At 71.1% G+C, this 20,074-nt stretch carries 18 protein-coding genes; 11 read left to right on the forward strand and 7 right to left on the reverse strand.

Annotated elements, in window-relative coordinates:
• The first annotated feature begins 105 nt into the window (after positions 1-105).
• A complete protein-coding gene (locus tag ACWDOP_RS37600) occupies positions 106-936 on the forward strand; it encodes a cyclase family protein (RefSeq protein ID WP_456348876.1) in 831 nt (276 codons plus the stop codon).
• Between the two features lie 16 nt (positions 937-952).
• Here the strand turns inward: ACWDOP_RS37600 and ACWDOP_RS37605 are convergent, their stop codons facing one another.
• On the reverse strand, positions 953-2,512 hold the full coding sequence (locus ACWDOP_RS37605) for an FAD-binding oxidoreductase (RefSeq protein WP_456348877.1): 1,560 nt from the start codon (positions 2,510-2,512) through the stop codon (positions 953-955).
• Between the two features lie 136 nt (positions 2,513-2,648).
• Positions 2,649-3,245, reverse strand: a complete 597-nt coding sequence (locus ACWDOP_RS37610) for a hypothetical protein (RefSeq protein WP_456348878.1) — start codon at positions 3,243-3,245, stop codon at positions 2,649-2,651.
• A 233-nt stretch (positions 3,246-3,478) separates the two neighbouring features.
• Between ACWDOP_RS37610 and ACWDOP_RS37615 the strand changes: the two genes are divergently transcribed.
• A complete protein-coding gene (locus ACWDOP_RS37615) occupies positions 3,479-3,847 on the forward strand; it encodes a 5-carboxymethyl-2-hydroxymuconate Delta-isomerase (RefSeq protein ID WP_456348879.1) in 369 nt (122 codons plus the stop codon).
• A gap of 13 nt (positions 3,848-3,860) precedes the next feature.
• Here ACWDOP_RS37615 and ACWDOP_RS37620 read toward each other — a convergent pair whose 3' ends face one another.
• On the reverse strand, positions 3,861-4,745 hold the full coding sequence (locus ACWDOP_RS37620; protein ID WP_456348880.1) for a DUF2971 domain-containing protein: 885 nt from the start codon (positions 4,743-4,745) through the stop codon (positions 3,861-3,863).
• Positions 4,746-4,882: 137 nt separating this feature from the next.
• On the opposite strand from ACWDOP_RS37620, the gene ACWDOP_RS37625 reads away from it, so the two are divergent.
• A complete protein-coding gene (locus ACWDOP_RS37625) occupies positions 4,883-5,734 on the forward strand; it encodes a DUF4389 domain-containing protein (protein WP_456348881.1) in 852 nt (283 codons plus the stop codon).
• Positions 5,735-5,773: 39 nt separating this feature from the next.
• On the opposite strand, the gene ACWDOP_RS37630 is transcribed toward ACWDOP_RS37625, so the two are convergent.
• The gene (locus ACWDOP_RS37630) at positions 5,774-6,829 is read right to left on the reverse strand and encodes a YdcF family protein (RefSeq protein WP_456348882.1); all 1,056 of its coding nucleotides are present in this window, start codon (positions 6,827-6,829) and stop codon (positions 5,774-5,776) included.
• Between the two features lie 270 nt (positions 6,830-7,099).
• Here ACWDOP_RS37630 and ACWDOP_RS37635 point away from each other — a divergent pair, with 270 nt between their 5' ends.
• From ACWDOP_RS37635 to ACWDOP_RS37650, 4 genes are read left to right on the forward strand one after another with little or no spacing between them, the layout of a single operon-like run.
• Positions 7,100-8,962 carry a serine/threonine-protein kinase gene (locus ACWDOP_RS37635; RefSeq protein WP_456348883.1) on the forward strand — a complete coding sequence of 621 codons (1,863 nt, stop codon included), beginning with the start codon at positions 7,100-7,102 and terminating at the stop codon, positions 8,960-8,962.
• 48 nt (positions 8,963-9,010) lie between these two features.
• Positions 9,011-10,162, forward strand: a complete 1,152-nt coding sequence (locus ACWDOP_RS37640; protein ID WP_456348884.1) for a DUF7373 family lipoprotein — start codon at positions 9,011-9,013, stop codon at positions 10,160-10,162.
• Complete coding sequence (locus tag ACWDOP_RS37645) at positions 10,159-11,991, forward strand: serine/threonine-protein kinase (RefSeq protein ID WP_456348885.1); 1,833 nt, start codon at positions 10,159-10,161, stop codon at positions 11,989-11,991. The genes ACWDOP_RS37640 and ACWDOP_RS37645 overlap by 4 nt, the downstream gene beginning before the upstream one ends.
• The gene (locus ACWDOP_RS37650; protein WP_456348886.1) at positions 11,988-13,853 is read left to right on the forward strand and encodes a hypothetical protein; all 1,866 of its coding nucleotides are present in this window, start codon (positions 11,988-11,990) and stop codon (positions 13,851-13,853) included. Before ACWDOP_RS37645 ends, ACWDOP_RS37650 begins: the two co-directional genes overlap by 4 nt.
• Positions 13,854-13,864: 11 nt before the next feature.
• On the opposite strand, the gene ACWDOP_RS37655 is transcribed toward ACWDOP_RS37650, so the two are convergent.
• A complete protein-coding gene (locus tag ACWDOP_RS37655) occupies positions 13,865-14,464 on the reverse strand; it encodes a phosphoribosylanthranilate isomerase (protein ID WP_456348887.1) in 600 nt (199 codons plus the stop codon).
• 302 nt (positions 14,465-14,766) lie between these two features.
• On the opposite strand from ACWDOP_RS37655, the gene ACWDOP_RS37660 reads away from it, so the two are divergent.
• Positions 14,767-16,380, forward strand: coding sequence for an adenylate/guanylate cyclase domain-containing protein (locus ACWDOP_RS37660; RefSeq protein ID WP_456348888.1), 1,614 nt, complete (start codon positions 14,767-14,769; stop codon positions 16,378-16,380).
• Between the two features lie 45 nt (positions 16,381-16,425).
• Here ACWDOP_RS37660 and ACWDOP_RS37665 read toward each other — a convergent pair whose 3' ends face one another.
• Positions 16,426-16,737 carry a hypothetical protein gene (locus tag ACWDOP_RS37665; protein WP_454200147.1) on the reverse strand — a complete coding sequence of 104 codons (312 nt, stop codon included), beginning with the start codon at positions 16,735-16,737 and terminating at the stop codon, positions 16,426-16,428.
• 123 nt (positions 16,738-16,860) lie between these two features.
• On the opposite strand from ACWDOP_RS37665, the gene ACWDOP_RS37670 reads away from it, so the two are divergent.
• Positions 16,861-17,646: a maleylpyruvate isomerase N-terminal domain-containing protein gene (locus ACWDOP_RS37670; RefSeq protein ID WP_456348889.1), complete on the forward strand. Its 786-nt coding sequence runs from the start codon at positions 16,861-16,863 to the stop codon at positions 17,644-17,646.
• Between the two features lie 45 nt (positions 17,647-17,691).
• The gene (locus ACWDOP_RS37675) at positions 17,692-17,931 is read left to right on the forward strand and encodes a hypothetical protein (RefSeq protein ID WP_456348890.1); all 240 of its coding nucleotides are present in this window, start codon (positions 17,692-17,694) and stop codon (positions 17,929-17,931) included.
• 472 nt (positions 17,932-18,403) lie between these two features.
• On the opposite strand, the gene ACWDOP_RS37680 is transcribed toward ACWDOP_RS37675, so the two are convergent.
• Positions 18,404-19,009, reverse strand: a complete 606-nt coding sequence (locus ACWDOP_RS37680; RefSeq protein WP_456348891.1) for a helix-turn-helix domain-containing protein — start codon at positions 19,007-19,009, stop codon at positions 18,404-18,406.
• 11 nt (positions 19,010-19,020) lie between these two features.
• On the opposite strand from ACWDOP_RS37680, the gene ACWDOP_RS37685 reads away from it, so the two are divergent.
• Positions 19,021-19,779: a class I SAM-dependent methyltransferase gene (locus ACWDOP_RS37685; protein ID WP_456348892.1), complete on the forward strand. Its 759-nt coding sequence runs from the start codon at positions 19,021-19,023 to the stop codon at positions 19,777-19,779.
• Positions 19,780-20,074 lie beyond the last annotated feature (295 nt).

A 20,074-nucleotide genomic window follows, 5' to 3' on the forward strand; every position in this document is an offset into this window, starting at 1 on the left:
CGGACCGGACCCGCACGGTAGTCTCTGCCCGAGAACTCCCCGGATCGCCACCGCCGGCGGATGGTTCCTTTCCTCCGAGGGTGCGCGCGGGAGTCGCTGGTTCAGATGTGTTCACCTCGAATCGTCCAGGCAGCCCACGAGACCGCCGAGACCCCGCGCTGGAGCAGGCGGGCCTGGCTCGGCGCGGCCGGCCTGGGCGCGGTCGCCGCACTGGCGCCGTCGGGCACCGCGGCGGCCGCTCCCGAGCGGACCGGCACGGTGGTCGATCTGACCCATGTCCTGAACGCGGAACTGCCGGTGTGGCCGGGCAATCCGGCCTTCTCGGCGATCCCGGTGGCCTGGCACGATCGCGGCGGCTTCGCGCAGCAGGCCCTGGTGCTGTGGGAGCACACCGGAACCCACGTCGACGCGCCGCTGCACCGGGTGCGCGACGGGATCTCGGTCGACCGGATCGCCGAGCGGGATCTGGTGGCGCCGCTGGTCGTCATCGACATCTCGGCGCGGGCCGCCGCCGATGCCGATGCGGTACTGACCATCTCGGACATCACCGACTGGGAGGCCGCGCACGGCGCGATTCCCGAACGCGCCTTCGTGGCCATGTATTCGGGCTGGGAGCACCGGCTCGGCGCCCCCGGCACCTTCCTGAACCTGGACGCCGGCGGACGCCCGCACGCACCGGGATTCGCGCCCGAGGCCGCCGATTTCCTGGTGACACAGCGCGATATCGTCGGCGCGGGCGTGGACACGCTGAGCCTGGACCGCGCCGCGAGCACCGAATACGGCGCGCACACCGCGATTCTCGGGGCGGGCCGCTACGGGGTGGAGATGCTCGCGCGGCTCGATCGGGTGCCGCCGGCCGGCGCGACCGTGATCGTCGGCGCGCCCACACACGCGGGCGGCACCGGCGGGCCCTGCCGGGTCCTGGCGCTCACCTGAGCGGAACCGCCCCGGCTCAGCCCGGCCGGTCGAGCGAAAGCGCGTGCCGGAACACGGTTCCCGGGTCCCAGGTGGCCTTGATCGCCCTCAGCCGTTCGTAATTGGCGCCGTAGTAGCACGAATGCCAGGGCACCCCGGACGTATTCCATTGCGGGTCGGCCAGATCCGCGTCGGGGTAGTTGATGTAGCTGCCGCCCTGCGCCGCGTTCGGCACCGGCACGCCGCCGGTCGCGGCGTACACCTCGCGGTACATCTCCCGCGCCCAGGTGACGAAGCGCTCGTCGTCGGCGGGGTTGCGCCAGGCCGCGTGGATGAGCATCTTCAGGAACGAGCCGCGTTCGGCGGACGCCGTCGCATCGGGCGCGACGGCGTTGACCGCGCCGCCGAAAGGCAGGAATTCCACCTGCGATTCGCCGAGGAAGCGGATATCGGTCAGGTAGCGGTACAGCACGCGCAGCTGGTCGGCCGAGTACGCCCGGCGCAGATACCCGGACTTGACCTTGACCCGGAAACCCGGCATTCCCTTGGGGTAGTAGACGTTCGACAGGGTGTCCGCGTAGGAGCCGCGACCGGGCGGCAGCACGAGCGGCGGCGGGGTCATGCCCGCGGAGATCGCGGCCACGAATTCGTCGAACCGCTCCTGCGCGCCGGGCCGGTCCGCGTCCAGCAGGATCAGGATGTCCGAGCCGGTGATGCCGGGCTTGAGGTGCAGCGGCGCGTACAGCCCGGCGAAGGGATCATCGGGTGCGGCGTGCTGTTCGAAGAAGGCGATGTAGTTGCCGACGAAGCGCACGAACGAGTCCTCGGTCGCCAGCGGCAGGACCACGCGCGTGCTCAGCAGCGCGCCGGGCGCGGCGGGCAGCGCGCGGGCCGGATCGGAGCCGTCGGAATCGGCCGAGCGCAGCAGATACCGGGTCACCACACCGAAATTGCCGCCGCCACCGCCGGTGTGGGCCCACCACAGGTCGGCGTTCGGGCCCTCCCTGGTGGCCAGGACCGTACTGGCCCGGCCGTCCGCGCCGACCGTCACGAGCTCCACGCCGTACAGGTGATCGGCCACCAGCCCGAAGCGCCGCGACAGCGGGCCGTAGCCGCCGCCGCTGATGTGACCGCCCGCGCCGACGCCCTTGCAGATTCCGGCGGGCACGGTCACGCCCGAGCCGAGCAGCCTGTCGTACACCGCGCCCAGATCGGCCCCGGCGGCGACCGAGAACGCCCGGTGTTCGGCATCCCAGTCGACGGCGGTCAGGCGCTGCAGATCGATGATCGAGCGGGTGTCGGCGTTGTCCACGAAGTCGTCGAAACCGTGCCCGCCCGAACGCACCACCGTGCGCAGGCCCTCGTGCACCGATCGTTCGACGGCCGCGCGCACCCCGTCGGCATCGGCGGGCACGAAGATCCGCTGCGGGCGCGCGGTGAAGCGGCGGTTGTATCCGCGCTGGGTGAGCGCCGCGTAGTCGGGGTCGCCCGGGCCGACGACCCCGGGTTCGGCGGCCCGCGCGGACGGGAGTCCGAGTACGCCGGCCGCGGTACCGAGCGCGGAGGCGGCGAAGAGGCGACGACGAGACAGCGGCACGAGACTCCCCGATACGGTTCACTTAACTCGCCGAAGTAAACAGTAAGTGCCCCGCGAATATACGCGAAACGGACAACTCGGTCGGGTTGCCGCGCGGTGGGCGGCGGCCGCTGCCGCCCACGACCCGTGCGGGCGCCTAGCCGGCCGCCGCGGTCGTCGCCGGAACGGTCGTCGCGGGCGGGGCCTCGGTGGTCGCCACCGTCGTCGTCACGGCGGGCGATGTGGTGGGCGCCGTCGTGGTGACCGGGAGCTGCGAGGTGGTCGTCGCGCGCAGGATGGCGGGGCACCGCCCGTCCCGCTCACCGATGCTGTTGATCTCCTCGTTCGAGCGCACGTCGCCGGTGTAGTCGTTGCGGTCCGTGCACTTCTCCGCGGGGACGCCGCACACGACCTCGCCGCCGCAATTGTCGGTGCCGGGCGGGCCGCAGTAGGTCGCGCCGCAGGTGTCGGTACCCGGTTGTTCGCCGCCGGGCGCGGGCGCCTCGGGCGAGTGGTAGTACGACGACTCCGGCGCGGCGGGGTCCGCCCGGTACCCCGCGCCTCCCGGATTATCCTGCACCGCAGCCGAACTCGCCGGCGCGGTCGTCTTCGTCACCGAGACCGAGGTGGCCGCGGGCGTACTCGACGCCGCCGCGCCGGACCCGGATTCCTTGGTCGTGCATCCCGACAACGCCACGATCAGCGCCAGCACCGCCACCAGCAGGCCGAGCGCGGCGCGCGGCCGACTCCCCATCCGCCTCATTCGAACTCACTCTCCTCCTGCCGCCACAGCGGCTCACCCACCGACCCGACGCCGAGGCTAGGAGGATCGCGACGGCACCGGTATCGGGCACATGCCCTATTCCGCACCGCACGAACGCAATCCGGAACCGCCGCGCGGCCGCACACGCGGCGCTCCGGTGCCCGACGCCGGCCCGCTCGCGCACTATGGTTGTTTCACATCACCTGTCCAGGAGGGCCGCTGCCATGCCGCATCTGACGGTTTCCTACACCGCCGCCCTCGCGGGCACCTTCGATACGACCGGCTTCGCGCGCGACATCTTCGGCGCGGCCGCCGCCATCCTCGACGCCGACCCCGCCACGTTCAAGGCCCGCTTCACCCGCATCGACGACTGGGTGATCGGCCTCGACGGCTCCGAATCGGGCACGGACTGGGTGCAGATCTTCCTGGACATCGCCTCGGGCCGGACCAGCGAGATCAAAGCCGCGCTGGCCGAGGCGATCCTGACCATCGCGGGCAAGACCCTCACCGTGCCGGAGGGCCAGGCGATCTACGTCTCGGCCGACGTCCGCGAGCTCGTGCCCCCGGGCTTCGCGCACCTCACCCTCGGCTGATCGGTCCGCCCGGTCAACGGAAACTGCTGCGCGTGGTCCACACGTCGGCGTTCCCCGCGCCGGTCCACCGTTCCAGCAACCGGGTCGTCGCGTATTCGGAGATCCCCGGCAGCGGCGACGGACCGATATGCACGCTCGGCCGCGGCCGGTCCGGAAATCCCGGATGCTCGTCGGGCAGCAACCGGAACGGCAGGAAAACGCGCACGCCGTCGGCGCCCGGCGCGAAACGTAACTCATCACCGGGCGGGTCCGCGTCGAATTTCAGTAGACGCCATTCATTTTCGGCGTGAAACGACGGATTCTTGATGAACAATCCGTACAACCGCAATTCGTCGAACAACAACTTCGCGCGTTCCTCGATCAACTCCGCGTCCGGCCGCACGGAATCCGGGCCGAGCAGCCGGAGATGACGCTCGAAGAGTTCGCTCACCATCAGGTGCATATCGTCTTCGTCATAAACGCATTTGGCCAGATACCACCCCTGGCCCTCGGCGGCGGTGCGCACCATCTCGAACGGCAGTCCCAGGCATACGCCGCCGCGTGATCCGTACGCCCGCCACTGCGAGAGCGAATCACCGTCCGCGCTCAGCGACACCAGATACGGCGCGCTGCCCTCGTGCGCCCGGCCCTCGTAGATCCGCGCGGCGACCCGCTGCGCGAACGCCTCCCCCGCCGGGTCGGTCCTGGCCAGGGGCCGGTCCCGGGCGATCGTCCCCAGCCAGTGGAAAGCGCGGATCTGTTCCTCGGCGTCGTTCATCTGCACGGGCAGACCGGCCCAGAAATGCCTGCTGTGGATTATCGAGATCAAGGACGCGGCATTGGTGTAGTGATAGAGCATCGGGGGCGGCTCGGGATAAAGCAGCCGCGCCGCGACCGGCAAGAGATCGATATTGCGCACAGCAGAACGTCCTTCCACCACGGCAACCGTTAACGGCAGTTCGACAGTATCCGATGACCGTGATGTGCGACGCTGGAGCACAACATCGTCACCTCGATTCGTATCTTCGGCCGGCTCGGCAGAGCGAAGGAGACGTCATGGACCAGACCACCGCGTGGGCAGGCGACCGGGAGCCCTCGGTCGATCTGGATGTTTTCGCGCCCCCGCAGCAGCGCCGCTGGACGGTGCTGCTGCGCATCATTCTCGCCATTCCGCACCTGATCGTCATGTGGGCGTTGAGCGTCGGCGCGCTCGTCGTGGTGATCATCGGCTGGTTCGCCGCGCTGTTCACCGGCCGACTGCCCGAGTGGGCCGGTGACTATCTGCGGTCCTATGTGGCCTACGCGGGCCGGGTATACGGCTACACGATGCTGCTGGTGGACCAGTTCCCGCCGTTCACCCTCGACACCGCCCCGGATTACCCCGTGCGCGTGCTGTTCCCACAGCCCACGCCGCTCAATCGGCTCGCGGTGCTGTTCCGATTCTTCCTGGCCCTGCCCATCCTCATCCTGGTCAACTGGTTCATGGCCGGATGGGCGGTGATGGCCATCGTGATCTGGTTGATCGTGCTGATCACCGGGCGGCTCCCGCAGGCCCTGTTCGAATCGACCGCGGCCGTGCTGCGCATGCAGGTCCGGCTGGACGCCTACTTCTACCTGCTCACCCCCACCTACCTGAAGGGCATCTTCGGCGACGGCCAGGCCGCCCCGCAGCCCGCCCCCGCCCCGGCCTACCCGGCGACGACGGGCTTCCCGGCGGCGGACGCCTTCCCCACCCCGGCCGCGGGCTTCCCCGCGAGCTCCCCCACCCGCCCGCTACTGCTCTCCCAGGCGGCGCGCATCCTGCTCATCGTCATGCTGGTCCTCGGCATCCTGTCCGGCGGCGCGCAGGTGGTCACCGGCCAGACGACGGACACGGACGACGACTACGTCTCGCTCGTCCTGCCCTGACACCGGTTCCGTTCCCCCGGGCTCGATGCCGGCTCCCGCTCAGGAGCCGGCATCGAGCCCGTTCGGCAGGTAGGCGTACACGGCCAGGGCGCACACCACCGCGACCAGCGTTCCGCCGGCGATCAGATTCACCCGGCGATGGGAGTCGACCACCGCCGCGAATTCGCGCAGGAACGCCGCGGGTCTGAAATAGCGGGCGGTGTGCGCGCCGATGGCCTGCGCGTCCAGCCCCTGCCTGCGCGTCAGCGCCGCCGTGCGCATCACGTGAAAATCACTGGTGACCACCGTGATTCGCGCATCCTCGGCGAAGCCGCGCGCGGCCAGCTCGGCCGCGGTGAAACGCAGGTTCTCCTCGGTGTTGCGCGAGCGCCGTTCCCGGATGATCACCGCCGGATCGACCCCGGCCGCCTCCAGATAGTCGCCCATCGCGTCCGCCTCGGCCACCGTCTTGCCCGGTCCCACCCCACCCGAGACCACCAGCACCGGCCGTGCGCCACCGGCCAGTTCGTCGCGGTAGACCTCGAGCGCGCGATCCAGCCGCGCGGCGAGCAGGGTGGTCACCCGGCCGTCGACGAGACCGCAGCCCAGCACAACCACCGCGTCCGCGCCCGGCCGATAGGGCAGTCCGGCGTACAGCACCGCGTACACGGTGAACGCGAGCAACTGCGCGAGCAGCAGCAGACCCAGCAGCGTCACCATCACCGCGGTCGCCGTCACCCAGATGGGCGCGTGCGGCCACGCGTTCAGAGCCCAGATCGCCGCGAACGGGAGCGCGAGCAGCGCCAGCCCGACCACGGGGGCGACGGCGGTCGAAATGCGCAAACCCTCACGCCGGGTGACGATCACGCCGTTGGCCAGCAGGCCGAGTCCGGCCAGCACCAGCGACACCGGTGGCAGCACCAGGAAGACGACGACGCCGATGATCGCACCCCACGGGTACCACCGGGTGCCCAGCTCGATGGCCGCCCACAGCGCCACCAGCGCCACGGCGCCGAGCAGCACGAGTCCGGTGGAGATGTGCCGGGGCTCGCGCAGCATCCGCAGCGCCCCGAACACCGCCAGTACCGCACCACCGAGCAACAGCATCTGGGTCATACCGCCGAATCCTCCGCTCATCCCGGCCCGTCGCGGCCGCCACTGTTCGATCGACGATCTGGCGGATGCCCATTCCGCGACGCGACACACCCGCGATGGGACGCGACACACCAACGATAACCGGAGAATAGCCACCGCTTCCGGGACGCCTCGTTCCCCGCAGCAGGAATCGACGTTCCGGCGGATCAGCGGTGAGCGATCGAATACGCTGGGAACGCGGATTTTTCGCCGATCCGGGGTGGGTGCGGAGTGGGGCCGGGGAGTGAGCCATTGATCGAGCCGCTGGCGGCAACCGAACCGTCCATGATCGGGCGCTATCGACTCCTGGGGGTGCTCGGTCGCGGCGGAATGGGCCGGGTGCTGCTGGGCACCGCTCCCGACGGGCGCTTCGTGGCCATCAAGCAGATACATCCGGATCTGCTGGACGATCAGGAATACCGCGACAGATTCGCGAACGAGGTGGGCATCTCGGCGCGGGTATCGGGCGCGTTCACCGCCGCCGTCATCGACTACTCCGTCTCGGGCCATCGGCCGTGGCTCGCTTCGGTTTTCATCGCGGGCGTGCCCCTCGATCGCGCCGTGTCCACCTTCGGTCCGCTGCCGGTGTGGGCGCTGCGCACCCTGGCCTCGGGCCTGGCCTCGGCGCTGCACTCGATTCACGGCGCCGGACTGGTGCATCGGGATCTCAAGCCCGCCAACGTGATTCTCGCCGCCGACGGCCCGCGGGTGATCGACTTCGGCATCGCCCAGCGGGTCGGCGCGACCGGTGAGCTCACCGGGGCCGGTGTGGTGGGCAGCGTGTCGTACATGTCGCCGGAGCAGGCCACCGAACAGCAGCTCACCGCGGCCAGCGACGTATTCTCCCTGGGCACCCTGCTCTATTGGGCCGCCACCGGAACCAACCCGTTCAGCGCCGCGCATCCCACGCTGGTCCTGGCGAACGTGGTGAACCGAACACCCCGATTCGACCGGGTGCCCGCGGAATTGCGCGCGCTCCTGGGCGCCTGCCTGCACAAGAACCCCGCGAGCCGGCCGACGCCGGCGCAGATCCTCGATCATCTGGGCCCGCAGTCGATTCGAACCCAGCCGTGGCCCGCGCCCGTGCACAGCGCGATCGAGGAACAGGGTCGGCGGCTGCGCGCGTTCACCGTCGACCCGGAGGCCACACAGGTGATCGTGCCGCCGCATGCGACCGCACCGGAGCCGGAGCCTGCGCGAAAGCGCCCGTCGCGCCCGATGATTCGAACCGTGGTGCTGGCGCTCGTGCTGATCCTGGCGGCGGTCACGGTGGTGCTCGCCCGCCGCGGGGCAGACACCGGCGCACCCGCCGCCACCCTGCCCCCGCTCGCGGACCTGCGCGGCACCGACGCCTGCGCCTGGGTGCGGCGAGCGCTGGGGCCCACATTGCCCGCCGACGCCGTACGCGAGGCGGGGACGATCCGGGAGATCGCCGCCTGGCGCTGGTCGCGCACCGAGGCGTGGGGCTGCCTGGGCACCTCCGGCTCCGAACAGCTCGGTGTCGAGATCGGCACGGGGCTCGACAGATTCGGGCCGGCCGAGCGCACCGTGAACGGGTTCGCGCTGACCAGGCGCGGCGCCGAGTGCGCCTACGCGGTGGGCGACCGGGACCCGGCGCCGCGCTGGGGCATCACGGTCGTCACCCGCGACGGCGCGTCCTGTCCGCTGGCCGAGCACACCATCGAACGACTCACCGCCGAGCTGGCCGATCGACCCCGCGAACCGGACGCCGAGCGGTCCCTGGCCGCCGTGGATCCCTGTGCGCTGCTGCGCGATTCGGAGGTCGAGGCGGCCGCGGCCCGGGGGCCCGGAATCGCCACCGCGCACACCTGCGAATGGCGCGGGGACGTCTCGGTGGAACTGCTGCTGGAGCTGCCGCGACGGGTGGACGTGGTGACCGAGACCTTCGACGCGGGCGGCGGACTCGTACTGGAACGGCCGAGCACCTTCGATTCCACCATGCACTGCAAGCGCCTGTACCGCTATCGTGCCATCGACGAGACCTACGTCGAAACCGTGACGGCACTGGTGATCTCGGACAGGCAGGACGGTTCGCAGTGCAGGGCGGCGGCCGCGTTGCTGACCTCCGTCATCGCCCGGCTGCCCGGACGCTAGCGGGGGTCGGTCTTCGGTACGGAGGTGGTAGGCGGCATGGGTCCTCGAATGCGGACGCCGATCGCGCTGGCGGCGCTGCTGCCCGCGCTGCTGACCGGCGCCGGGTGCGGCGGCGACGCGGGCGACCCGGACCCCGGGACGTACCCGACCGTCGCCGCCCCGGCGGACTACGACGACGCGGCCGGTTACGCGCGCGGAATTCTGGTGGAATCCTTGCGGATCGGCGAGACGGTGATCTCCGCGCAGCAGATCGAGTCCGATCTCGTCCACGGGCGCGGGGGCGGCGTACTGGTCGATCACGCCGGAACCTCGGGACCGCTGCCCGCCGCGGTGCGCACGGCGCTGGCCCCGTTCGAGGTGCTCGGCGGCTTCGGCGCGGTCGCCGCGGACGCGACGCAGACCGGCGGGGCGACCGCCAAATCCCTGACCGTCGCGGTCCTCGCGCTGCCCAGCGCCGAACTCGCCGCCGCGGCCGCGGGCGCGGCGGCCGCCGCCGACGCCGTGGACACGCTGCCGCTGGGTCTGTCGGGAACACCTGCCGCACAGGCGTATTGGCGTCCAGCCACCGCGACCGCGGGTGGGTGGCTGTCCTGGAAATCGCTCGTCATCGGCGTATCGGCGAAATTCACCGGCGCCGCCGGCGACCAGCTCGCCGATGTGCTCTCGCGCGCCGTGCGCGCCCAGGTGAGCGCACTGACCGACTTCGTACCCACCCCGCCCGCGGACCTGCCGAAGCTGAAGCTCGACCCCGATCGGCTCCTGACCGGGCTGGTGCGCACCGGCGCCGATACCCCGGACAGACTGGATTTCGCGGTGTACGGCCCCCGCGCGCACGCGCTGCTGCTCGACCGGCCGGCCACGCGACTGGCCGAGTTCCGCGAGCAGGGGGTGACCTCGATCGCGTTGTCGCACAACAACCAGCTCTATCGCACCCGGGACGCGGAGACCGCCGAGGGACTGGTGCGCGTGATCGGCGACCGGCTCACCGGACAGGGGTACGTGCGCGTCGATGCCGGACCCGGGGTGACCGGCGTGTCCTGCTACGCCGCGACACAACCCGAGCCGCTGGTGCTCGAGGCTCGGCGGTACGCGTGCCTGCTGCATCGCGCGGACATCGCGGTCCGGGTCAACAGCAATCAGGAAGCCGATGTCCGCAGACTGGCCGCCGCCCAGTCCATACTGCTCGGGCAGGACCGATGAAAGCCCGCGGCCGCCACATCCCGAAACAGCTGGGCCGCTACCGGATACACGCCACGATCGGGCACGGCGCGATGGGCGAGGTACTGCTCGGGCGGGCGCCGGACGGGCGCCTGGTGGCGATCAAGCTCGTGCACGACGAGCTGGCCGGTGACGAGACCTTCCATGCCAGGTTCCGGCGCGAGATCGAGGCGTCCGAACGGGTCACCGGGGCATACACGGCGGGGATAGTCGATCACGATATCGGCTCCGAACGCCCCTGGCTGGCCACCGAATTCATTCCCGGCCCCACGCTGCAGGAGGTGCTCGACCGGCACGGCAAGCTCTCGCTCTCCGGGCTGAAGCTGCTCGCCATCGGGCTGGCCTCGGCGCTGGTGGAGATCCATCGCGCGGAGCTGGTGCATCGCGATCTCAAACCGGGCAACGTGCTGCTCACCGCCGAGGGGCCGCGCGTCATCGACTTCGGCATCGCGCTGGCGCTCGAAAGCGATGTGCCGCTGACGATCGCGGGCGCGCGGATCGGCTCGCCCGCGTACATGTCGCCGGAACAGGCGGCCGGGCACACGCTCACCCGGGCCTCGGACGTGTTCGCGCTGGGCGCGGTGCTGGTGATGGCCGCGACCGGCGCCATCCCGTTCGGCACCGCCGGTCCGCTGCACGGGCGGGCCGAGCTCGGCGGGGTGCCGGTGGAGATCCGGGGCCTGATCGAAGCGTGCCTGGCTCCCGACCCCGCCCGCCGGCCGACCCCGGTCCAGCTGCTCGACGCGGCGGAATCCATTCCGGGCGACCCGATCTGGCCGGGACCGATTCGGCGCACCATCGAGGAGTTCCGCGCCGAGGCGCTGCGCTGGGCGGAGCAGCCCGCGCCCGGAGACACGATGTCGTGGCGCGGCGGAGGCCGCCGGGGGCGGGCGCTGATCGCCGCCGCGGCCCTCGGCGCGGTCGTGGTCGCTGCCGCCCTGCTGGTCGATACGACGGTGCCGGGACACGCGATCGCGATGGTGGATCCGCCGTTGGCGCTCACCGACATCGAAACCCGCACCCTGGATCCCTGCGCGCTGCTCGAACCGCCGGTCATGCACCGATTCGGTACCTACGTCGAGGAATTGCGGCCCGACGGCGCCATGTCGTGCGCCACGGCGCTCGCGGACGGCGGCCGAAAGACCTCGTACACCCTCGGTTTCGCGACTCCGGTCGACCGTATCCGCGCCGAGCAGGCGCCGACGGGCAGGACCGTGGCTTGGATGCCGGTTCTGGGCGCGGCCGGGCCCGCCGCCCGCTGCGATCGCTACGTCCTGACGCAGAGCGGGCTGCCGCTGGCCCTGGGCATGCGCGCCGAGGTCGCCTCCGGCGATGCTTGCGCGGCAGCCGAATCCGCGCTGCGCGCGGTCGTCGAACGTCTCACGGTGAACCCGCCGCTGCGCACCCTGACCGGGCCCTCGCTGCTGGGGCTCGATCCGTGCGCGTTGGTCGAGGCCGGGCCGATTCCGGCGGGCATCGGCGACCCCGCGATACCCCGGGTGTCGGGGCCGCACGGGTGCCGGATCTCGGGCCGGGACGGGGATTTCGCGATCACGTTCGACGATCGCCCGCGGCCCGCGTGGTCGGGTGCCCGGACGCTCGGGTTCCGCTCGGTCGAGGGCCGCAAGGCCTGGACCGTCGAGCGCGCACCCGGGCGCTGCGCCTACGTCGTCATGGTTCGGCCCTCGGCGGGCAAGAACGCCGAGATCGCGGCCATCGACTACACCGCCCGCCGGCCCACCGACCGGGACGCGTGCGATATCGCGGACGCGGTGGCGATCCCGATTCTGAAGAAACTGCCGAGGTTATGAGCATCGAATCGATTCCGGCCGGCGAACCGCAGCGCATCGGGCCGTACCGGCTGCTGGGCGTGCTGGAATCCGGGCCCGGGTTCCGCTGTGTGCTGGGGGTCGGCCCGGACGAGGGCGTCTACGTGGTGCGCCAGGCCGGGGGTCCGCAGCTGACCGTGCCCGGCTTCCGGTTGCGCTGGCGCCGGGACGCGCTCGCCGCCATGCGGGTCACGGGGCCGGGCAACACCACCGTGGTCGACGTCGACGCCGACGACGAGTACCCGTGGCGTTCCACGGTTTTCGTGGCCTCGGCCCGGCTCGACGGGGTCCTCGAACGGCACCGGTCGCTGCCGGAGCCCGCCGTGCTGTCGCTGGCGACCGGGCTGGCGGCGGCCCTGCGCGAGGTGCACGCGGCCGGCCTGGTGCACGGCCGCGTGCGCACCGATACCGTCGCGCTCACGCGCGCGGGGGTGCGGCTGGTCGAGGCCGTACCCGCGACCGCTGACGAGTCCGTCTGCCCCGCACCGGAACTGAACGGCTCAACGGATCTCACCGTGGCCTCGGACGTGTTCGCGCTCGGCGTGGTGCTGGCCGCGGCGGCATCCGGGCGGGATCCGTTCGCCCGCACGCCGGTTCGGGATGTGCGACCCGACCTGCGGGACGTGCCCGAGCCGATCCGCACGGTGATCGCCACGTGCCTGCGCGAGGATCCGGCGGGACGGCCCACGCCCGAACAGATTCTGGACTACCTCGGGCCGGGGGCGAACGCCCCGGCCTGGCCGGTGTCGGTGCTCAACGCGATCGACGCGCAGGAGCGCGAGGTATCGGAGCTGGCAGGCACCCTGACCACCACCGCCGCCGGGGAGCCGCGCACGTGGCGATCGGCGGCGGCCGCGGTCTCGGGCGCCACCACCGAACTCGGCGATCGCTCACTGCGCGCGATCCGGGAGCGCGCCGGGGACACCACCGCGCAGATACAGGCGCTGGTGGGCATCACCCTGGTGCTGGTGACCATCGCGACCCTGATCCTGGCCGTGCGGGGCGGCGGCGAAGCCGCGGACTCCGGTCCGGAACCCGTTGCGGTCAGCGGTCTTTCGCTGGATCGGCTGCGCCGGATCGACGCCTGCCGGTGGCTGGGTGACGCGCTGGGCGGGTCGGTGCCGGTGGCGCCCGCGCCGCAGCCGGCCGCGGCGTGGAAAACCGCCGGTACCCCGGGCTGGGGTTGCAAGGCCACCGCGGCCGGGTACGAACTCGAACTCCAACTCGGTACGCAGCTCACCGGATTCACCCCCGAGGTGACCCTGCTCGACGGAACTCCCCTGCGGCACGCCGCGGGTGAGCGCTGCGCCCGGGCGATCGCCGCGCCCGCGCCCGAGGACGCGGCCGGGATCACCGTCGAGCTGCGATTGCCCGCGGGGGTGAAGGATTGCCGCGGACTGGAATACGTGGCGACGAACCTGGTCCGCACCTTCGCCACCGCGCCGGACGCGAAGCGGTCCGATACCGCGCTCGCGGTGCTCGCCCCCTGCGACCTGATCACCCGGGAGGTCGTCACCAAGGCCATCGGGCCGACCCCGGCGCAGCCGTCGGTCGCGGACGCGCACAGCTGCGTGTGGGACGGCGGACTCGAATTGACGGTGCGCTCGAGCCAATCCGGGCGCTACACCGGCGGTCCCGACACCGCCGTGGTGGAGGGCGTCCGCATGTTCCTCGACACCCCCGCCGCCGCACCCGACACCTGCACCCGCGAATACCTCGTCCCGAACAGCGGCACCGACACCGTGGCGGTCACCGTGCGCTGGACCGAGGGCACCCGCGAATCGAACTGTCCGATAGCCGAATCCATGCTGCGGACCGTGGTGGCGCGCCTGCCCGCGCGGTGATCGGGCGCGGGCTACGCGCGCGCGGCCGCGACGAACGCCCGGATCAGCTCCGGCGATTTGACCCCGCGCTCGATCTCGACGCCGCTGGACACGTCCACGCCCCAGGCGCCCGTGACCCGCAGCGCCTCGCGCACGGTATCGGGGCCGAGCCCGCCCGCCAGCAGCCACCGGCCGCGCGGCGCGACGAATTCGTCCGCGCCCCAGTTCCAGGGCTTGCCCGACCCCGGGTCCGGCGCGTCGAGCAGCAGCAGGTCCTCGCCGTACTCGCCGCAGCTCTCGACCCGATTCGCGGTGGCGCGCACCAGGGTTCGCCCCGCCGCGCGCAGCGCCGCGAAGTCCTCCGGCCCCTCGTCGCCGTGCAACTGCACCGCCCGCACCCCGCTCGCCGCGGCGATGTCGGCGACCTCGGCCACCGACTGCCCCCGGAACACCCCGACGGTGAGCACCCGGTCCGGCACGCCCGCGACCAACCGACGAGCGGTCTCGGCGTCGATCGTGCGCGGACTGCCCGGGGCGAACACGAAACCCACCGCGTCGGCGCCGGCCTCGACCGCCGCCGCGACGTCTTCCGCGGTCTTCAACCCGCAAATCTTGACGAATGGCCCACTCACGGTCCCAGTCAACCAAACGCCACGGCCCGGTGGATGAGCGGCCCGAGGAGGGAACAGGCTGCGCCCCGCCACGGCTTTGCTGGAGGCCGATCGTGGCGCGGCGCTGTGCGGGCACAGCGACCCGGCTCTCATCGAGGGGTCGTTGCGGCAACGATCACAGCCCGGCAGGCACAGCAGGTCCACGACACCGAGCGGTCGGCGAGTACGCCCGGAAACTTGGCCCCATCTGCGTTGATAGTGAACTTCTATCGACTGCGCCCCGGGGTTCACGGGCGAGGTTGCCGAGCGTACGCTGCAACGCCATGGACGACAGCGGCTCGGGAACCGTTGTACACAGCCACGCACCGTGGGGCAGCCGGTTGCTCGGCTCGGCGGAGGAGAACTCCGGGGTGCGGCGCATCCGCATCCAGATTCTGCTGACCGCGGCCGTGGTCATGTCCAATCTCTTCGGTATCGCGCTGGTGGTGGCGCTCGTGGGGTTCGTGCTGCCCGGGCCGTCGCTGTTCACGCGCGAGCTCCGGTACGTCAACACCGTCGCGCTGCCGCTCTACGCGGCGGTGGCCCTGGTCGTGGGGGTGCTGTGGGGCACCCGGTGGGCCCTGAGCACGCTGAGCTGGACCTCGGACCCCGATCGAATCCCCACCGAGGACGAGCAGGCGTCCGCAGTCCGGGTGCCACGGCACCTGGTGATCGTGCAGGGCGTGCTGTGGCTGGGCGCGATCGCCGTGCTGACGCCGCTCTACGGGCGCGCGGACCCGGCGCTGATCCCGAAGGTCGTCCTGGGCATCGGGGCCACCGGCATCGGCGTGTGCGCCAACAGCTATCTCGCGTCGCAGTTCGCGCTGCGGGCGGTAACCGCGCGCGTGCTGGACGCCGGGCACATGCGGCGGCGGCGCGGCATGGGCGTCTTCGGCCGCTCGGTGCTGGTGTGGCTGCTCGGCACCGGCGTGCCGGTGGCACTGTCGATGATCGTCGCGGTGCAGGCGCTGCTGCTGCCGGAGGTGAGCAAGGCCAGGCTGGCGGTGTGCGTGCTCACGCTGGGCGGGGTGACCCTGGTCTACGGCCTGCTGATGATGATGCAGACCCTCGCGGCGACGGTGGCGCCGATTCGCGGGGTGCGGCGCGCGCTGCGCCAGGTCGAGAACGGCGATCTCGGCGTCGTGGTCACCGTGTACGACGGCACCGAATTGGGTGAACTGCAAACGGGTTTCAACCACATGGTGCAGGGTCTGCGAGAGCGCGAGCAGATTCGCGAGCTTTTCGGCAAGCACGTCGGGCACGAGGTGGCGGTGGCGGCCATCGCGAGCGAATCGGCGCTGGGCGGGACCGAATGCGAGGCGGCCGCGCTGTTCATCGACATCATCGGGTCCACGACGATGGCGGCGACGCTGCCCGCGAACGACCTGGTGCAGATCCTGAATCGGTTCTTCGGCATCGTGGTCGACGAGGTCGAGCGACACGGCGGGCTGCTCAACAAGTTCGAGGGCGATGCCGCGCTCGCGGTGTTCGGCACCCCCGCCGAGCTCGACTCCGCGGCCGGCGCGGCGCTGGCGTGCGCGCGGGCGATCCAGGACCAATTGATCTGCCAGTCCTCGGATTTCACCGCGAGCATCGGGGTGGCGGCCGGGCGCGTGGTGGCGGGCAACGTGGGTTCGGATCAGCGCTACGAGTTCACCGTCATCGGTGACGCGGTGAACGAGGCCGCGCGGCTGTGCGAACTCGCCAAGCAGGAGGTCAGCCTGATTCTGACGTCCGGAAACACCGTCGCCGCAGCGGATTCCGCCGAAGCCGCGAACTGGAGCGTCGGGGAGTCGGTGATCCTGCGCGGGCGGCTCACGCCCACGGCGCTGGCGCGGCCGTACGAGGTGGCGAGGGTGTTCGCGGGCGAGTCCGAACCCGGCCGGGCGACCGGCTAGCTCCGGCTCGGCGTTCGCCCGCGAAATTCCCTGTCGCGCAGGCGATCAGCCGCGACGGTCGACCGCGGCCCAGGACACCAGCGCCACGACGCCGGAGACCACGGCCACCGACGGCCAGGCGCCGATCTTCTTGGCGAGCGGATGCGAGGCGCCCATGGCGCCGATGGACAGACCGGTCAGCGCGGCCGCACCGGGCGTTCCGACCGCCCGGCGCCAGCGCGGGAAGGCCGCGGCGGTTCCGGCGGCGAACACCGCCCCGCCCAGCTGCCGCTGCTTGGTGGCCTGCGCGAGCGCGAAGCCGCCGGTGAGACCGCCGACCGCCAGCAGCGCGGTCGGTACCGCGGGAATTCCAGCCATGCCACTACCTCCACAGTTACTCGAACGAACGATTCGACCGTAGCCGGAGGGCCGACCACCGTTTCATTCGAGCCCCGGCCGATCCTCGGCCGGGCGATACCGGAGCCGCACTAGGCTGACGCCATGACGCGTTCCGAATCCCTGGCGGCGATCCGCGCCGAGCGCGCGGCAGTGCTCGACTTCCTGCGCACGCTGAGCGCAGCGGATTGGGCGCGCCCCAGCGCGGCCGCGGGCTGGTCCATACAGGACGTGGTCACCCATATGACCGGCGCGGTCCGCGCGTCGATCACCCCCGCCGCGTTGCGACTGATCTTCTCCCGCGCCGTCGAGCGCACCAACGAACGCGTGCTGTCCGAAAGCCGTTCCCGCACACCACAGCAGACCCTGCACGACTTCGAAACCTGGAGCGCCCGGGGCATTGCGGGCCTCTCCCTGTTCACCGCACCCGGCCTCGCCCGAATCCCGCTGCGCATAGGCGAACTCGGCTGGTACCCTCTGCGGGATCTGCCCGGCCTGTACGTCTTCGACTGGCACACCCACCTGCGCCACGATCTGGCCCCCGCCCTGGACCGACCGGCCCCGCCCACCGACGACACCCGCATGCGGGCCCTCATCGCCTGGCTGATGACGCTGCTGGAGCACTCCCACCGCGAGCAGCTGTCCTGGCTGACCGCCCCGATAGCCCTGACCTTCACCGGCCCCGGGGCTTCGACCTGGACGGTCGGCCCCGCCCCTGCTCTACGGGTCAACCCCACCGCTCCCCCGGCGCCCGCCGCCCACGTTTACACCGCGTCCCTCGATTTCCCGGCGTGGAGTACGACCCGCCGGGCGTGGCGGGACTGCGACGTCACCATCGACGGCGACTCCGAGGTCGCCGCCCGGTTCCTGGACTCCGTGAATCTGGTCTGAGGAGGGTCCAAGAGCGTCAAAAACCCGCCGCCACACCGCATTCGGGTGCAGCGACCCGTTTGGAGCTGTGGTTACAGCATTGATCGCGATCGCCGGATTCAAGAACTGGCCGACCAGGCGATCGAAGCCATTCGGTCGATTCAGCGCGTCGGCGTCGCACCGGCCGGTCCCGAGGATCACGCCATTCTGCTGAAGAAGGCGATCGAGGCGATCGAAGAGTTCGTCGCGCGGGCGGCGGCGGATGTGCAATCCCACGAACCGAAAGCGCTGTCGGCGGGCCGATAGACGCTGACACCGGATTCCGGTGTAGGGCAAGTTGATTGCCCGCTCTCGTCGACGGGCGGTGGCTCGGGGCGGGGCATGCCCAGGGTGGGACAGCGATTGGGCTGGGCTGTAGCACCCTGGGGGGTCAGGGCATTACTGGCGGCTGAAGAGGCCTCGGCTGGTGGTGCCGGAGCCGGGGTTGCAGGCGCAGCGCTGGGCGGTCGGGACGTCGCCGAGCACTTCCTCGACGTGCTCGCCGCAGCCCTGGAAGGAGGGCTTGCCGCAGCCCTGACAGACGATTCGCTGGCACACGATGATCTCCTTGGCGTGGTGAATGAGCGAAATACCACTAAGGGGTATTCCTCGGCAGTCTACGGAACGACCGGCGAACCGGTGGGAGCACCCGGGGTTCACGGCGCGGTGCGCGGAGATCCCCGGGCCGCGGGCGAGCGGGCCGGGAGGTTCTCTTCTCGGGGTGCGCGTACCCCGGCGGCTACGGCTGCGCCGCGTCCGAGCCCCGCGCGGGAGCCGCTCGAATGTGAGCCCGTTCCCCTTGCCTGCCAACAAGACTCAAGAACTCGACCGGCCCATCGGCGGTGGCCCCGAACCAGTGCGGGGTGCGGGTGTCGAACTCGGCGGCCTCCCCCGGTTCGAGCCGGAGATCATGCTCCCCCAGCACCAGCCGCAACGTGCCGTTGAGGACGTAGACCCAGTCGTAGCCGTCGTGGGTGCGCATGTCCGGGACGGCGTCGTCGGCTCCGGCCGGTAGCACGAACTTGTACGCCTGAATTCCACCCGGCCTGCGGGTGAGCGGCAGCACGACCGCGCCGTCGCCCGCCGGGATCGGACGCAGATTGATGCGCGGGTCGCCCGTCGGCGGCGCGTCGACGAGCTCGTCGAGGGTGACACCGTGCGCGCGGGCCAGCGGCAGCAACTGCTCGAGCGTGGGCCGCCGCAGACCCGCTTCGAGCCGCGACAGCGTGCTGGTGGAGATCCCGGTCTCCGCCGCGAGGTCGGCGAGCGTGACGTCCCGGTGCAGGCGCAACCGCTTCAACCTGGGGCCGACGGCGTCGAGAGTGCGGTTCACGGGGTCACTCATGCCCGAGGATTTTGCCATTCGGCAATATTGTTTGCGCATCCGACTCACCGCTCCGCACGATGTCGATATCACCGGCCACATCGGCGCCGGACATCGAGAACGAGGAGGACGCCCCGATGACACAGACCTTCGACCGGGACTTCTGGGACCGGCACTGGGAGCAGCGACCGGCCGGCAGCTCGATGGCCACCGCGCCGGCGAACCCGTATGTTGCCCGCGAAACCGATGGGCTGACACCCGGCACGGCATTGGACGCCGGGTGCGGCGGCGGGGCCGAGGCGATCCTGCTCGCGAGCCGGGGATGGCGGGTGACGGCAGCCGATATCTCGTCCCGCGCGCTGGCCGGGGCGCGGGAGCGGGCCGGGGCGAGCGGGGTCGGCGCGGATGTGCGGTGGGTCGAAGCCGACCTGAGCAGCTGGCAGCCCGGCACCCGGTTCGATCTCGTCATGACCAACTACGCGCATCCGGCGATGCCGCAGCTGGATTTCTACGCGCGGATCGCGGAGTGGGTGGCGCCGGGCGGGTCGCTGTTGATCGTTGGGCATGTGCATGGCGGGGAGGCTGGACACGGGGCGCACGGGCACTCCGCGCACGGGCATCAGCCGCCCGAGGAGGCGTCAGCTACGGCTGCGGGGATCGTGGGGCGGTTGGATCCGGAGGTTTGGGAGATTGTCACGGCCGAGGAGGTGGGGCGCATGGTCGAAACAGGGGGTGGGCGATCGGTTTCGTTGCGGGATGTGGTTGTTCGGGCGAATCGAAGGGCCGAATAGGGACTCGGGTGGGGGGATTCGAATCGCGGGATTCGGTTGCGGAATGCCTAGGAGATCAGCAGTCGCGCAGGATGGGCGAAAAGTACGAATTCGGTTGCACGACAATAGAATTGGGCTATTCATGTTGGCTATGAAGGAGTAGAATAGAGGTATGGATTCGGGAGAGGTACCCACAATCGCGCAGAGTGGCGACGCACTCGCCGCCGCGGTGGAGAACCTGCTCGAATTGCCGATGTACTCACTGGGTGATGGCGAGTTCGCCGAGTTCATGCAGAAGCTCGAAACCAGCTTCCGC

The organism is Nocardia sp. NPDC003693 (assembly GCF_053981095.1).